A 13,835-nucleotide genomic window follows, 5' to 3' on the forward strand; every position below is an offset into this window, starting at 1 on the left:
ACGGCGCTTGAACATGTGGATGTAGTCGTCGCCGACGAACAGTTCGGAGATGGCGCGGCGGTAGTTCTTTTCCACCCGGCGTTCGGCCTTGCGCGCGGTGTCGGCGTCGGCCGCCGCGGCCTGGGGGTTCTTCGCCAGGCGGGAGTAGCCCTGGACCAGCGCGTCGGTGCCCAGCTTGATGTGCATGGCCATTTCCAGGCAGTGCTTGTCGGGAGCCAGGCCGAGAACCTCCATTTCGCTGACCGTGCTCTTGCAGTAATTGACGATCTCGTCGAGGTCGACGATGGCGCGGTAGATGTCCTCGCGGTCGATCGGCGTCGAGAAGGCCTCGTTCAGCGTGTGCAGGTTGCGTATCTTGATGCGGTCGGCGTCGTGTTCGTCCTGGCGGATGCACTGGCCGACGGCGGGGTCGCCGCTCTCCATGAATTCGACCAGGCGCCCGGCGGTCTGCGCAACGTTCTGGCACTGTTCGGCGAGCAGTCCGAAAAAATCGGGCATTTTCGGAAAGACCCGTTCGAACAGGCGGCCGACTATCGATTGTCGTTTTTCGTCGCTCATGGCGTGCCTCCGAGAAAGAGATGAACCAGCGCGTAGGCCTGGATGGCGACAACGGCGGCGCCGGGAATGGTGATCAGCCAGGTCGTGGCGATGTCCTTGGCCTTGGCCCAGCGCACGGCGCGCGGGCGTTCCGAGGCGCCTATGCCCATGATCGAGGTGGCGACGACGTGGGTGGTCGATACCGGGGCCCCGACGGCCGAGGCGGCCATGATGACGGCGGCCGAGGTCAGTTGCGAGCCGAGGGCATGGATGGGGCGCACGCGGTAGATGGCGAAGCCCAGCGTGCGGACGATACGCCAGCCGCCGGAGAGGATGCCGAGGGTGATCGCCGAGGCGCAGGCGAGCATGACCCAGAAGGGGACTTCGAACGATGGGATGAAGCCGCCGAGCAGGAGGACCAGGGTCAGGATGCCCATGCTCTTCTGGGCGTCGTTGGCGCCGTGCGAGAAGGCCAGGCCGGCGGCGGTGACGAACTGCAGGCCGCGCAAGCGGGCGTTGGCGGCCGGGTTGGCCGCCATGAGCAGGGCGTGGAGCAGGCGGTGGATGAGGAAGCCGACCCAGAAGCCGATCAGCGGCGACAGGACGAGGGCGGCGAGCACCTTGACGATGCCGGTCAGGTGTCCCGAGGCCAGTTGGCCGAAGCCCCAGAGCACGTGATCGGCCCCGACCGAAACGACGATGGCGCCGATCAGCCCGCCGACCAGCGCATGCGACGACGACGACGGGATGCCGAAGTACCAGGTGACGAGATTCCAGGCGATGGCGCCGATCAGTCCGCACAGCAGGATGGACAGCGACAGGATGGGGAGCACGCCGTCGAGGACGACGAACTTGCCGATGGTGTTGGCAACGGCGGTGCCGCCGAGCAGGGGGCCGAGGAACTCGAAGACGCCGACGATGATCACCGCCTGGGCCGGCGTCATCGCGCGCGAGGCGATGACCGTGGCGACGATGTTGGCGGCGTCGTGAAAGCCGTTGGTGTAGTCGAACAACAGCACGACGACGACCGTGGCGACAGCGAGCAGGAAGAGCGTGTCCATGCGCATCGGCCCCCGGGGAGGGAGGGTGTCTCCTGTTTGTTTGGTTTTTTTTCCAGTATATCGCCGATGCAGGCGCCGTGTGGCGGCGATGGGCCCGGGTCGGCTGCGGTCGCGACAGGCGAAAAAAAGGCGGGAGACCGGCTCCCGCCCAAGCGGAGTCTGCCTCGGTGCTACTGAGGCAGGAGGAAAGCAGCTTTCTCCCTGACCTTGATGTCGGGGTTGTCGATGGCGACGATGTCGAAGTGAATGGGGTTGGAGCCGATCTTGCCGGCATCGGGCGGGACGCGGACGACGGTGTTGTGGGAGGTCAGCCCGGCAGCGGCGGCGTCCACTTCCGGGGTGCCGGCAATTTCGGCGCCGGGCAGGCCGTCGACGCTGATGCGGTAGCGGTGGGGGCGTTCCTCGGTATTCATGATCTGCAGCATGTAGACGTTCTCGATGCGGCCGTCGTCGGCTTCGCGGGCCAGGATCGAGCGGTCGCGGATGATGTCCACCTTGAGCGGAATGCGGTTCGCCAGGAACCAGGCGCAGGCGCCGAGAATGATCGCCAGGATGGCCGTGTACAGCAGGATGCGCGGGCGGACGACATGGGCCAGGATGGCCTTGCGGTCGAGGTGCTGCGACATGGCGTTTTCGGTCGAATAACGGACCAGTCCGCGCGGCTGGCCGGTCTTGTCCATCACCTGGTCGCACACGTCGATGCACGCGGCGCAGCCGATGCACTCGTACTGCAGGCCGTTGCGGATGTCGATGCCGGTCGGGCAGACCTGGACGCACAGGCCGCAGTCCACGCAATCCCCCAGTCCTGCCGCCTTGGCAGCGACACCCTTCTTGCGCGCCCCGCGCGTTTCGCCGCGCTCCGGATCGTAGGTGACGATCAGCGTATCCGGGTCGAACATCACGCTCTGGAAGCGGGCGTAGGGGCACATGTACTTGCAGACCTGTTCGCGCATGAAGCCGGCCATCAGGTAGGTGAAACCGCCGTAGAAGAAGATCCAGAAGGTCTCCCACGGTCCGAGGTTGCCGGTCCGCACGTTGTCGATCAGTTCGCTGACCGGCGTGAAATAGCCGACCAGCGTGAAGCCCGTCCACAGCGAGAGCAGCAGCCAGAGCAGGTGCTTGGTGCCCCTGATCCGCAGCTTGCGGGCGTCGAAGGCGCCCTTGTCCAGCTTGATGCGCGCATTGCGGTCGCCCTCGATCCAGTTTTCGATCCACATGAACAGCTCGGTGTAGACCGTTTGCGGGCAGGCATAGCCGCAGAACAGGCGTCCGGCAATGGCTGTGACGAGGAACAGCGCGTAGGCCGAGACGATCAGCAGCGCGGCGAGGTAGATGACGTCCTGCGGCCAGAAGACGACGCCGAAGATGTAGAACTTGCGTTCGACCAGGTGCAGCAGGATGGCCTGGCGGCCGTTCCATTCCAGCCACAGTCCGCCGTAGAAGATGAGCTGGGTGAACAGGACGAGGGCGATCCGCCAGTTGTCGAAGGTGCCGCGGACGCCCTTGGCGAAGATCTTCTTGCGCTTTTCGTAGAAGGAGACTTTGACAACGGTCTCCGCTTGCGTGGTGGCTTCTGGCTGGCTCATCGGTCCTCGTGCGGGTTGTGATCGGGTTGGAAACCGGGATGGGCGACGCCGGAGCAAGCTGGCCGCATAGAGCTTGCCTGCGGGGCGAACTAAGGGGGAATATGCCGCCAGTCAGCTTTCCGGAGCGGCCCATGCCCGCCCTGACGTGTGGTGAGGAGCGCGTCGGGTGGGGTTTTCGCCGGTTTCCGCGTGGTTTCTTATCAAGATGCATGCCTGTTGCTGCCGGGCGCTGAAAGTTCTTGTAAATCAATGCTATGGGCTTTTCTGAGGCGAATGAGCTTGTGCCAGGCAGGGGGTGTGTGCCAATAATGTCGGCATCGAATGGCATTGGTGACATTATTGGCATGACCGCCCACGTTCTCAGCGAACTCATTTCCTTTCTTGACGGACTGCCCGAGCCGCGCATCGTGATGGGCACCGATTACCGCATCGTTGCCGCGAACGCGGCTTACATGCGCGAGTTCGGCGCCGGCAAGCCGCTGTCCGGGCGCTTCTGCTACGAGGTGTCGCACCGCTTCGACGTGCCGTGCGACCAGGCCGGCGAGTCCTGCCCGCTGCGCCTGAGCCTGGAAAGCGGCGATCCGCAGCGCGTCCTGCATCTGCACCACACGCCGCGTGGCGAGGAGCATGTCGCCGTCGAGACGACGCCGATCCGCGACGACCAGGGGCGAATCGTCTATTTCGTCGAGACCATGCGGATCGTGCGCCAGGCCAGCAGCCGGGCCGCGGCGCAGGGCCTGGTCGGGCGCTCGCCGGCTTTTGTCGGGATGCTGGAAAAGATCCTGCGGGTCGCCAACTCGAATGCAGCGGTGCTGCTGCTGGGCGAGACGGGGACCGGCAAGGAACTGGTGGCGCGCGCCATCCACGAGGCCAGTGCGCGCGACGAAGGGCCGTTCGTCGCGGTCGATTGCGCCGGCATGACGGAAACACTGTTCGAGAGCGAGTTGTTCGGCTACGAGAAAGGGGCGTTCACCGGGGCGATGACGCGCAAGCAAGGGCTGGTCGAGGCTGCGTCCGGCGGCACCCTGTTTCTCGACGAGATCGGCGAATTGCCGCTGGCGCTGCAGGTCAAGCTCCTGCGCTTGCTGGAAACCGGGACATATCGCCGGGTCGGCGGCGTGGACTGGCTGCCGGTTGATTTCCGTTTGGTGACGGCCACCCATCGCGACCTGCGGGCCATGGTGCAGGCGGAAAGCTTTCGCCGCGACCTGTATTTCCGGATCAACACCTTCCCGATCCGGGCGCCCGCCTTGCACGAGCGCAGCGACGACATTCCGCTGCTCGCCGAATCCCTGCTCGAGCGGGTCGACCGCAAGTCCGGCCGGCGCCTGTCGGCGGATGCCCTCGCCTGGCTGTCGAGCCGGCGGTTTTCCGGCAACATCCGCGAACTGCGCAACCTGATCGAGCGCGCAAGCCTGCTCGCCGACGGCGAGGTGATCGACCGCGCGCATCTGATGGAACTGGCCGACGACCTTCCGCCGCCCGCCGTGCCGGTCGACGGCGGATTCGTGATCGGCGAACCGGTGGCCCTGGATGAGCTGGAGCGCCGTTATCTCGAGTGGGTCAGGTCGCGGCCGGCTGGAGATGCGACGCCGCTGGCCGAGCGCCTGGGGATAAGCCAGCGGACGCTGTATCGGAAAGTCCGGGCGTTGCGCCCGGAGTGATCGCGGGGCCGGCGGTCAGGCGCTGACCGAGAGCAGGCTGCTGAGTGTCGAGCTGTCGGTGTCGCTGCCGGCGCTGCCGTAGGCATGCATCAGTTGCATGATCTTGTGCATGACGCGCGCTTCGCTGTCGGCGGCAGCCGTGGTCGTGGTGCTCGTGTCGCTGGTGGCCGTGCTGCTGTTGTAGGCCTGCGCTTCGCTGAATGTCACCTTGCCGTCGCCATCGGTGTCGGCGGCATCGAAGTTCTGCACGACGTTCGAGATGAAGCTGGCGCGTTTGCTGTCCGAGCTGCCGATCTCGTCGAGCTGGCTGCTCAGTTCCTCCTTGGTGAATCCGGCGTCGTCCTGCGGGGGCGGCGGGGGCGGCATGCCGCCCATGCCCTGCGGGCCGTGGCCGCCATGGCCCTGCATCCGCATTTCGTTGAACTGGCTGTCGAGTTGTTCCTGCAACTTGGCCAGCGTCGACGAAAACTCGCTTTCGGTGACCTTGCCGTCCTGGTCGCTGTCGAGGGCCTGAAAGACGTCTTCGGCGACCGAGGTGCCGTTGTCGCTGCCGATCTTCGAGAATGCCGAGACCAGGTCGCTCTTTTCCAGATAGCCTTGGCTCTTGGTGTCGAGCCTGGCGAAAATCTGGCTGATGGAATTGCTGCTGTTTACACTGCTGACCATGATTACCTCCAATGAAAACGTGAATGAAAGCCTTTTGGGCTTGTCCTTCTGAGCAATTTATCGGCCAAATCATCAAGAAATTGCGATGTTTTCAGGTTAATCCGGGTAAATTTTGGTTAACTTCCGCGGTGTTTTTCTGTTTTATCCGGGTGTTTCGTGGTTTTTCGTGCGGGTTTCGGCAAAAAGGTTCGTTGCGGCAATAAATGCCGCCTGGCGATATTGCCGGCAAGTCGTAAATATCTGTAAAGGCGTGCCGGCCCTTTCCCGGCGCGCCGCGAGCTTGGCTATCATCGTGTTTTTGATGGGATTTGAGCCGATATGTCGCAGATATTGTTGGTCGATGACGATGTCGAGTTGTCCGGCATGTTGCGCGACTACCTCCAGCAGGACGGTTTTTCGGCCAGCGCGGTCCACGACGGCGAGGCCGGGGTGGCCGAGGCGCTGTCCGGTCGCTACGACCTTGTCGTTCTCGATGTGATGATGCCCAAGTTCAACGGGATCGAGGTGCTGCGCCGGATCAGGGCGGCCAGCCGGATTCCGGTGCTGATGCTGACGGCCAAGGGGGACGACATGGATCGCATCGTCGGACTCGAACTGGGGGCGGACGACTACGTGCCGAAGCCGTGCCTGCCGCGCGAACTCGCCGCCAGATTGCGGGCGATTCTGCGCCGCAGCCAGTTCGTCGAGGTGCCCAGCGGACCGCTCGTGGTCGGTTCGCTGACGGTGTATCCCGAGCAGCGGCGGGTCGAATGGAGTGGCGCGCCGGTCGATCTGACCAGCACCGAGTTCAATCTTCTCGAAATCCTGGCGCGCAACGCCGGGCGCCCGGTGGCCAAGGGCCTGCTGTGCGAACAGGCGCTGGGGAGAACGCTGCTGCGTTTCGACCGGAGTATCGATGTCCATCTCTCCAGCATCCGGCACAAGCTTGGCGTCCTGCCCGACGGGCGCTCGTGCATACAAACCGTGTTCCGGCAGGGGTATCAGCTGATTCGGGAGTAGCGGCATGGGGCGTCTTTTCTGGAAGCTGTTCCTCTTCATCTGGCTGGGCCAGGTGCTGGCCGTGCTCGGGACCGGGGCATTGTTCTGGGCTGAGCGTCGTGGCTTCGTCGGCACGGCCGAGCAAGCGATGCGGCCTCCTCCGCCGCCGCCGCCCGGCACGATGCGGGAGCGCGGGGAGGGGCCTCCCTCCCGCTTTGCGGAGGGCTTTGCGCACGACGAGCCGCCGCCTCCCCCGCCGCCGCGCCGCGCGCCTGGTCATTCGGGAATCCATTTGCCGTTCTGGCCCCTCTTCGCCGGGTTTTTCGCCAGCCTGCTGTGTGCCGGCGGCCTGGCGTGGTATTTCGCCAAGCCGATTCGCCACCTGCGCCGTGGCTTCAAGGCGGTTTCCGGTGGCGACCTGACGACCCGCGTCAGCCCGGGAATGGGCAGGCGGCGCGATGAACTGGCTGATCTCGGGCAGGATTTCGATCGCATGGCGGAGCGGATGGAGGGGGTGCTCGAAGGGCAGCGCCGGCTGTTGCACGATGTTTCCCACGAGCTGCGTTCGCCGCTCGCCCGGCTGCAGGCCGCCATCGGGCTGGCCCGGCAGCAGCCGGAGCGGTCGGGCGACTCGATGTCGCGTATCGAACGTGAGAGCGAGCGGATGAATCGCCTGATCGGCGAATTGCTGACCTTGTCGCGCCTGGAGGCCGGTTGCACCTTGGAACTCGGGTCGGTCGATATGGATGAACTGATGGCCGGCGTGGTCGAGGATGCGCGTTTCGAGGGCATGGCGCGCGCCCTGACGATCGCGTACGTGCCCGGGGAAATGGCCTGTGTGCGGGGAAATGCGGAGATGCTGCATCGCGCCATCGAGAATGTCGTGCGCAATGCCCTGCGTTTCTCGCCGCCCGGCGACGTGGTTCGCATCGAGGCCGGACTGGTCGAGGCGGGCCGTTTCATGATCACCGTGCTTGATCGCGGGCCGGGCGTCGACGCCGAGGACATGGCGTCGATCTTTACCCCCTTCTTCAGAGGGAAGGGCGAGGCAAACGGCGATGGTTACGGTCTGGGCCTGGCGATTGCCCGGCAGGTAGTACTCGCCAGCGGTGGGGAGATTGAGGCGGCGAACGGGAAAGAGTCCGGTTTTCGGATTTCGATCAGCATTCCCTCTTCATCCGATTAAGCGTTTTGATTCAGTGGCTTGTGTTTGTCTGGCGATTCGCTGCTGCGTTGCTTTTGTGCTATTTATTGGTAAATTGGCGAATTTTTGGTTTTTGCTCGATTGTTGGTGTGAGTGGCGCGCGCCTCCCCGGGCATCGGGAATGAAGCGGCAAGGCGGATTTGTCCCGTCTGGTGCGGCTCCTTGCCGACGGATGCGATCTCGATGGCGCGGAATATTGGCCCGTGTGTGATTTATTTCTCGGTTGCTTTTACGAATTCTTACAATCACATAGGAGGTGCTACCTATAATTGCGGGCATCAAGTTCGCGTGGTGGTCGCTTTAAGGTCGTTTTTGTTCCTGCTTGGTTGCACCGCGCTCAGCTTCAACTTTCAGGTTGCCTCCAATGAACAATAAAGCCATTGCCGTCCTCTGCATGCTTTCCGCCGTACCGGCGATTGCCCAGGTTTCCCCTCCCGCCGCGCCGGTGCAGGCGACGCTGAAGGACGTGGCGCAGCGCGCCGTGATCAACAGTCCGGAAGTGACTTCCAAGTGGCACAACTATCGGGCGGCCGAAGAGGAAATCGGCGTCGCCCGCGGTGGCTATTTCCCGCGTGTCGACCTGACGGCCGGTTCCGGCCGGGAGAGCCTGCGTACGCCGTCGGCGGCCGAGCGCGACTATACCCGCACCGGCTATGTGCTCAGCCTGAACCAGATGCTGTTCGACGGATTCGCGACACGCAGCGAGGTGCGTCGACTCGACAAGGCCCGGCTGGTTCGCTATTACGAACTGCTCGACGCGTCGGAAAACGTTGCGCTCGAAGCCTCCCGCGCTTACCTCGACGTACTCCGCTACCGGCATCTGGTCGACCTGGCCAAGGACAACTATGTCCAGCACAAGGCAACCCACGACCAGATCCAGCGCCGCGTCCAGAGCGGCGTCGGGCGTCGGGTGGATCTCGAGCAGGCCGGTAGCCGCCTGGCCCTGGCCGAAATCAACCTGGTCACCGAAAACGCCAATCTGCACGACGTCTCGGCGCGCTACCAGCGCCTCGTCGGCGCCCAGCCGGCCGGCGCCATCGTCGCCCCGACCCAGGTCAACGGCGCCTTCCCGGCACAGGCCAAGGCCGCGCTCGATACCCTGCATCGCAATAATCCGGCCTTGCTGGCGGCAACCGAGAACATCGAAGCCAGCCAGCATGAAATCGACGCGCGCCGGGCGGCCTATTCGCCCAAGCTCGATTTCCGTGCGCGCACCGACCAGACCCGCAACTACCTCGGCGACAGCGGTCAGCGCGACTACAACGTCGCCGAACTGGTGGTCAGCTGGAACCTGTTCAACGGCGGCTCCGACCGCGCCCGCGAAAAGCAGACCATCGAAAAGAAAAACCTGGCCTTCGACATGCGCGAGAAGGCTTGCCGCGATACCCGCCAGACGCTCCTGATCGCCTATAACGACGTGCTGCGCCTGAAAGAGCAATCGGCCCACCACGCCCGCCAGGTCTCGATGCTCGAGAAGACCCGCGACGCCTATCGCGACCAGTTCAATGTCGGCCAGCGCACCCTGCTCGATCTGCTCGATACCGAAAACGAACTGCTGTCGGCGCGTCGCTCGGCCGTCAATGCCGACAGCGATCTGACCCTGGCCTATCTGCGGACCTATGCCGGCATGGGCACGCTGCTCCAGTACCTCGGCCTGCAGCGTCTCGACGCCAGGACGCCGGAAGCGGGCGAACTGGCCGAAGTCGATCCCGCGCAGCTCTGCCCGACGGATCCGATTGCGCTGGATGTCACCGACCGCGAGGCGCTCGACGCCCGGGCGGCGGCGATGAATGCGGCGCGTCCGCAGGCCGTTCCCGCGCCGGCTCCGGCGGTGGTCGCCGGCCCGGCGGGCGAGATCGAAGGCCGCGTCAAATCCTGGGCTGCCGCCTGGTCGGCGCGCGATTATTCGGCCTATTCCGGCTTCTATGCGCCGAGCTTCACGCCGGATGGCGGCTTGTCGCGCGAAGATTGGGCGCAACTGCGCCGCAGCCGGATCTCCGCCCGTGCCGACATCAATGTCGAGATTCAGGATCTCAAGGTTCGCATGGATGGCAACGATCGCGCTTTCGCCGAATTCCGCCAGGTCTACAGCTCGAATGCCTTCCGCGACACGACGCAGAAGTCGCTGGAGATGATCCGCGTCGGCGGCAAGTGGCTGATCAACCGTGAAAGCTCGGTGCCTTGCGTCGGCAATACGGTCGGCGGCTGCAAGCCTGTGCGCTGATGCTTGAAGGGGCTGCCGGCGTTCGGCGGGCGGCCCGAAAACAACAAAGGCCATGCATTCGTGCATGGCCTTTCGCGTTTCTGGCGGGGCTTACTTCGCCAGCGTCGGGTTCAGCGTGTAGGTCCCGGTCAGGCTGGCCTCGGCGAGAATGTGTCCCTGCATGGCGGTGCGCACTTCCGGGCCGCCGAATCTGCCATCGACGGGGAGCTTTTCAACATCCAGGGCGTAGACGGTAAAGACATAGCGGTGGACGATCTCGTCGTTCCAGGGCGGGCACGGGCCGTCGTAGCCGTAGTAATCGCCTCGCATGTCGTTGTCGCCGGCAAACCAGTCGGTGTAGTTGTTGATGCCCTGGCGGGTGGCGCCGGCGGTCTGGGGGCCGGGTTTGCCGCGCGGGCTGACCTTGTTGCTGAACTCGCCTTCCTTCAGGGTGGTGACGGAGGCGGGCAGGTCGACCAGAACCCAGTGAAAGAAATCGACGCGCGGCAAGGAGGCCGGAACGGTGCGCCCTTCCTGGTTGACATCGTCGCCCTGGCTGGGGACGTCGGGGTCGTGACAGATCACCGCATACGATAGGGTGCCGGCCGGCGAGTCGCTCCAGGTCAGTTGCGGATTGGCGTTGCGGCCGAGGCAGACGTGGTGTGCGGGGTCGGGCGTGCAGAAAGCGAAGTCGCCGGGGATTTTCTGGCCATCTGAAAAACCGGTGCTGCTCAGTTTCATCGTTATAGTCTCCTGATTAGACGGCTGTACGTCTTTTGAAGTCACCAAGCCGGAAGCCGAGAAGCCATAGTGTAGCGAAATAAGCGCCGCAGCCAAGGGGTACGAGCCATGCCAGACGGATGCCGCGCGCCATGAAGGAGGCCTCCAGCCAGCCGGCCTCGCTGCCCATGGCGAACCAGAGCGCGCCGGCCATGGCCGCCAGGGCGGCCAGCAGCTTGAGCAGAAAGCCGGCCCAGCCCGGCTGGGGTTGGTAGATGTCCTGCCGGCGCAAGCCGCGGTAGAGCATGCCGGCATTGAGGCAGGCGGCCAGGCCGATGGAAAGGGCGAGTCCGGCGTGCCCTATCCAGCCGATGAAGGCGAGGTTCATGACCTGGGTGGCGGCGAGCGAGATCAGCGCGATGCGTACCGGGGTCCTGACGTTTTGCCGGGCGTAGAAGCCGGGGGCCAGGACCTTCACGAGGATCAGTCCGGTCAGGCCGACGGTGTAGGCAAGCAGGGCTTCGCGGGTGCGGAAGACGTCCTCGGCGGAGAAGGCGCCGTGGAAAAATAGGGTCGCGATCAGCGGGACGGCCAGGATGGCCAGCCCAATCGCAGCCGGGGCGGCCAGCAGCAAGGTCAGGCGCAGCCCCCAGTCGAGCAGGCGGGAGTATTCGGCATGGTTCTCGCTGGCATGGCAGCGCGACAGCGAGGGGAGGAGGATGGTGCCGAGTGCGGCACCCAGCATGCCGGAGGGGAACTCCATCAGGCGGTCGGCGTAATAAAGCCAGGAAACGCTGCCCGTCTTCAAGAAGGAGGCGAAGATCGTATTGATCAGCAGGCTGATCTGGGAGACCGAAACCCCGATCAGTGCCGGACCCATCAGCGTGGCGATACGGCGTACGCCGGGATCGGCCCAGGCGGCACGCCAGTTCAGCGTCGGCCGCGGCAGCATGGCGATCTTCCTCAGCGCCGGAATCTGGATCGCCATCTGCAGCAGGCCGCCAATGAAGACGGCCCAGGCCAGCGCCAGAACGGGCGGGTCGAAATAGGGCGCGGCAAACAGGGCCATGGCAATGAACGAGAGGTTCAGCAGCACGGGGGTGAAGGCGGGCAGGGCGAAGCGGCTCCAGCTGTTGAGCAGCCCCCCGGCCAGGGCCACCAGCGACATGAAGAAGATGTAGGGAAAGGTGATGCGGGTCAGCGTGACGGTCAGTTCGAATTTGCCGGCATCGGCGCTGAAGCCGGGGGCGGAAACCCAGACCAGCAGCGGGGCGGCGGCAATGCCGACGGCGGTGATGGCAAACAGCAGCATCGACAGCAGACTGGCGACATGGTCGACCAGCGTGCGGGTATCCTCCAGGCTGCGCTTGTTCTTGTATTCGCCCAGGATGGGGACGAAAGCCTGGGAGAATGCCCCTTCGGCGAACATGCGGCGGAGCAGGTTGGGTAGCTTGAAGGCGACGAAGAAGGCGTCGGTGGCCAGCCCGGCGCCAAACGCGCGAGCGATGACGAAGTCGCGAACAAAGCCGAGAATTCTCGACAGCAGGGTCATTCCGCTGACCGTGGCCAGCGCGCGAAGCAGATTCATTGGTTGGTGACGTTGCCTGAACGTGGGCGAAAAAGCTATAATTCTACGCTCTGCTTTTTCGGAAGCGGCGAAAGCTTGTAGTTTAGGGGCTTTCGGCAAGTGTGCCGTTGTAGCTCAGTTGGTAGAGCAACTGATTCGTAATCAGTAGGTCGAGTGTTCGATTCACTTCAACGGCACCAGTAATTCCATGCACTTGGGCTAACTCCACGCGGAGTTGGCCTTTTTGCGTTCATCTGCGTGGCTCCGCCGTTTTCGGCGTTGTTGGCCGGGAAGTCCTCTTCTGAAGAGGATCTCGGGCGGCGCCATGCAACAAACGAAGTAAAGGATTGGCGATGACTACTCCCAAGGTTCTTGATCACTTGAAAAAGCACGGGCAGTTGCTCGACCTCGAAATCGCAAATGCGATCAAGATTCCCCTTGAGGAAGTGCGCGTGGCACTCTCCGAGCTTTCCGCCCAGCAGGAAATCTCGATGTGCAGCGTGACCAGCTTCAAGAATGGCAAGCCTGTCGAGGCTATCCAGTGCCGTATTTTCGGTTACTTCCCCAAGCCGGCGCCGGGACGCAAGCCGGCCAGCAAGCCGGCCGAATAAGCCTTCGGTCTTTTGGGTGACACCCCTTTGCGGGTGTCACGGGTCAGTTGCAGCCGACCACGTCGCTGTTGATCTCGACCCGGTTTCTTCCGGCGCGCTTGGCGGCGTACAGCCCGGCATCGGCAAAGCGCAGGAGCTGCTGCGGCGCCTTGTCGGCGCGGGGGTGGGTGCTGGCGACGCCGAAGCTGCATGACAGTTGGCCGCCAATGCCGCGTTCGTGCGGAATGCAAAGCTCGCGGGCCGATTGCCGCATGCGCTCGGCCACCGCATAGGCGCCGCTGGCGTCCGTTCCGGGCAGGATGGCGACAAATTCCTCGCCGCCGTAACGGGCGACGCTGTCTTCCACCCGGAAAAGCGATTCGCTCAGCGTGCTGGCGACTGCCTTGAGGCATGCGTCGCCGGCCTGGTGCCCGTAAATGTCGTTGAATTGCTTGAAGAAATCGACGTCGCTGAGCACGATGCTGAGCGGCGTCTCGGTGCGCAGGCAGCGCTTCCATTCGGCGGCCAGCGTGTCGTCGAAGTAGCGTCGGTTGGGAATCCCGGTCAGGCTGTCCAGCGTCGCGATGTCCTTGAGCTGGCGATGGACGTCGCATATCTCGCGCTGGCGGGCGGCGATGCGCAGCATGGCGCGCACCTTGGCGAGCAGCACGACTTCCGACACCGGCTTGCAGATGAAGTCATCGCCGCCGGCCAGAATTCCTTGTGCCAGCAGGTTTTCGTCGTTGACCGACGAGAGGAACACGATCGGCGTCCACGGCGCGTAGGCGGCGTTGCTGCCCGCCTGTTCCCAGCTGCGGATGGAGCGCGTCAGCGAAATCCCGTCTATGCCTTTTTGCGCGCTGTCGAGCAGGATCATGCTCGGCCTGGCCTCGCGCACGATCTGTAGCGCCAGCTCGGCTTCTCCCGCGGCGATCACCTTGATGTCCGGCAGCTGGTTCAGGCATTCGCAAATCTGCGCGCGATCGGCCAGCGATGGGTCGATGACCAGGACGGTGGCGTGGCTGGCGCGGGCGTGGAGGCGATCAGGCATGTGCGGAG

13 protein-coding genes and 1 tRNA gene are annotated in these 13,835 nt (G+C 64.2%); 6 read left to right on the top strand and 8 right to left on the bottom strand.

From position 1 onward, the window contains the following. The 3 genes from Q0P59_RS16625 to ccoG form a co-directional block, all read right to left on the bottom strand. A partial coding sequence (locus Q0P59_RS16625) for a DUF47 family protein (protein ID WP_295008353.1) occupies positions 1 to 558 on the bottom strand: 558 nt, incomplete at its 3' end. Continuing rightward, complete coding sequence (locus Q0P59_RS16630; RefSeq protein ID WP_295008355.1) at positions 555 to 1,598, bottom strand: inorganic phosphate transporter; 1,044 nt, start codon at positions 1,596 to 1,598, stop codon at positions 555 to 557. The genes Q0P59_RS16630 and Q0P59_RS16625, both read right to left, overlap by 4 nt. Before the next feature lie 170 nt (positions 1,599 to 1,768). After that, entirely contained in the window at positions 1,769 to 3,184 is a 1,416-nt protein-coding gene (gene ccoG / locus Q0P59_RS16635) for a cytochrome c oxidase accessory protein CcoG (RefSeq protein WP_295008357.1), read from the bottom strand. Between the two features lie 344 nt (positions 3,185 to 3,528). Between ccoG and Q0P59_RS16640 the strand changes: the two genes are divergently transcribed. Further along, positions 3,529 to 4,848 (top strand): sigma 54-interacting transcriptional regulator, encoded by a 1,320-nt coding sequence (locus tag Q0P59_RS16640; RefSeq protein WP_295008360.1) that lies wholly within the window; start codon positions 3,529 to 3,531, stop codon positions 4,846 to 4,848. A 15-nt stretch (positions 4,849 to 4,863) separates the two neighbouring features. Here the strand turns inward: Q0P59_RS16640 and Q0P59_RS16645 are convergent, their stop codons facing one another. Together Q0P59_RS16645 and Q0P59_RS16650 are read right to left on the bottom strand one after the other, a co-directional pair. Beyond that, positions 4,864 to 5,514, bottom strand: a complete 651-nt coding sequence (locus tag Q0P59_RS16645; RefSeq protein WP_295008361.1) for an EF-hand domain-containing protein — start codon at positions 5,512 to 5,514, stop codon at positions 4,864 to 4,866. A gap of 141 nt (positions 5,515 to 5,655) precedes the next feature. Then, positions 5,656 to 5,805, bottom strand: a complete 150-nt coding sequence (locus Q0P59_RS16650) for a hypothetical protein (protein WP_295008363.1) — start codon at positions 5,803 to 5,805, stop codon at positions 5,656 to 5,658. Positions 5,806 to 5,832: 27 nt separating this feature from the next. Here Q0P59_RS16650 and Q0P59_RS16655 point away from each other — a divergent pair, with 27 nt between their 5' ends. The 3 genes from Q0P59_RS16655 (at position 5,833) to Q0P59_RS16665 (ending at position 9,920) form a co-directional block, all read left to right on the top strand. After that, a complete protein-coding gene (locus Q0P59_RS16655) occupies positions 5,833 to 6,513 on the top strand; it encodes a response regulator transcription factor (RefSeq protein ID WP_295008365.1) in 681 nt (226 codons plus the stop codon). Positions 6,514 to 6,517: 4 nt separating this feature from the next. Further along, positions 6,518 to 7,678: an ATP-binding protein gene (locus tag Q0P59_RS16660; protein ID WP_295008367.1), complete on the top strand. Its 1,161-nt coding sequence runs from the start codon at positions 6,518 to 6,520 to the stop codon at positions 7,676 to 7,678. Between the two features lie 382 nt (positions 7,679 to 8,060). After that, positions 8,061 to 9,920 (top strand): TolC family outer membrane protein, encoded by a 1,860-nt coding sequence (locus Q0P59_RS16665; RefSeq protein WP_295008369.1) that lies wholly within the window; start codon positions 8,061 to 8,063, stop codon positions 9,918 to 9,920. Positions 9,921 to 10,010: 90 nt separating this feature from the next. On the opposite strand, the gene Q0P59_RS16670 is transcribed toward Q0P59_RS16665, so the two are convergent. Together Q0P59_RS16670 and murJ are read right to left on the bottom strand one after the other, a co-directional pair. Next, entirely contained in the window at positions 10,011 to 10,640 is a 630-nt protein-coding gene (locus tag Q0P59_RS16670) for a YbhB/YbcL family Raf kinase inhibitor-like protein (protein ID WP_295008371.1), read from the bottom strand. Positions 10,641 to 10,656: 16 nt separating this feature from the next. Next, positions 10,657 to 12,207 (bottom strand): murein biosynthesis integral membrane protein MurJ, encoded by a 1,551-nt coding sequence (murJ, locus tag Q0P59_RS16675; protein WP_295008373.1) that lies wholly within the window; start codon positions 12,205 to 12,207, stop codon positions 10,657 to 10,659. Positions 12,208 to 12,310: 103 nt separating this feature from the next. On the opposite strand from murJ, the gene Q0P59_RS16680 reads away from it, so the two are divergent. Together Q0P59_RS16680 and Q0P59_RS16685 are read left to right on the top strand one after the other, a co-directional pair. Further along, positions 12,311 to 12,386 (top strand) — tRNA-Thr (locus tag Q0P59_RS16680). 153 nt (positions 12,387 to 12,539) lie between these two features. After that, positions 12,540 to 12,797, top strand: coding sequence for a transcriptional regulator (locus Q0P59_RS16685; protein WP_295008375.1), 258 nt, complete (start codon positions 12,540 to 12,542; stop codon positions 12,795 to 12,797). A 43-nt stretch (positions 12,798 to 12,840) separates the two neighbouring features. Here the strand turns inward: Q0P59_RS16685 and Q0P59_RS16690 are convergent, their stop codons facing one another. Beyond that, positions 12,841 to 13,827: a diguanylate cyclase gene (locus Q0P59_RS16690; RefSeq protein ID WP_295008377.1), complete on the bottom strand. Its 987-nt coding sequence runs from the start codon at positions 13,825 to 13,827 to the stop codon at positions 12,841 to 12,843. Between the last annotated feature and the right edge of the window lie 8 nt (positions 13,828 to 13,835).

This window comes from uncultured Dechloromonas sp. (assembly GCF_945957265.1).
Taxonomy (GTDB): Bacteria; Pseudomonadota; Gammaproteobacteria; order Burkholderiales; family Rhodocyclaceae; genus Azonexus.

Bases quoted from the DNA above. Each gene is read 5' to 3' on its own strand.
- Q0P59_RS16640 (WP_295008360.1), top strand. From the start codon at position 3,529: ATGACCGCCCACGTTCTCAGCGAACTCATTTCCTTTCTTGACGGACTG.
- Q0P59_RS16630 (WP_295008355.1), bottom strand. From the start codon at position 1,598: ATGGACACGCTCTTCCTGCTCGCTGTCGCCACGGTCGTCGTCGTGCTG.
- Q0P59_RS16660 (WP_295008367.1), top strand. From the start codon at position 6,518: ATGGGGCGTCTTTTCTGGAAGCTGTTCCTCTTCATCTGGCTGGGCCAG.
- Q0P59_RS16690 (WP_295008377.1), bottom strand. From the start codon at position 13,827: ATGCCTGATCGCCTCCACGCCCGCGCCAGCCACGCCACCGTCCTGGTC.
- Q0P59_RS16685 (WP_295008375.1), top strand. From the start codon at position 12,540: ATGACTACTCCCAAGGTTCTTGATCACTTGAAAAAGCACGGGCAGTTG.
- Q0P59_RS16645 (WP_295008361.1), bottom strand. From the start codon at position 5,514: ATGGTCAGCAGTGTAAACAGCAGCAATTCCATCAGCCAGATTTTCGCC.
- Q0P59_RS16655 (WP_295008365.1), top strand. From the start codon at position 5,833: ATGTCGCAGATATTGTTGGTCGATGACGATGTCGAGTTGTCCGGCATG.
- murJ (WP_295008373.1), bottom strand. From the start codon at position 12,207: ATGAATCTGCTTCGCGCGCTGGCCACGGTCAGCGGAATGACCCTGCTG.
- Q0P59_RS16650 (WP_295008363.1), bottom strand. From the start codon at position 5,805: ATGATAGCCAAGCTCGCGGCGCGCCGGGAAAGGGCCGGCACGCCTTTA.
- Q0P59_RS16665 (WP_295008369.1), top strand. From the start codon at position 8,061: ATGAACAATAAAGCCATTGCCGTCCTCTGCATGCTTTCCGCCGTACCG.
- Q0P59_RS16670 (WP_295008371.1), bottom strand. From the start codon at position 10,640: ATGAAACTGAGCAGCACCGGTTTTTCAGATGGCCAGAAAATCCCCGGC.
- ccoG (WP_295008357.1), bottom strand. From the start codon at position 3,184: ATGAGCCAGCCAGAAGCCACCACGCAAGCGGAGACCGTTGTCAAAGTC.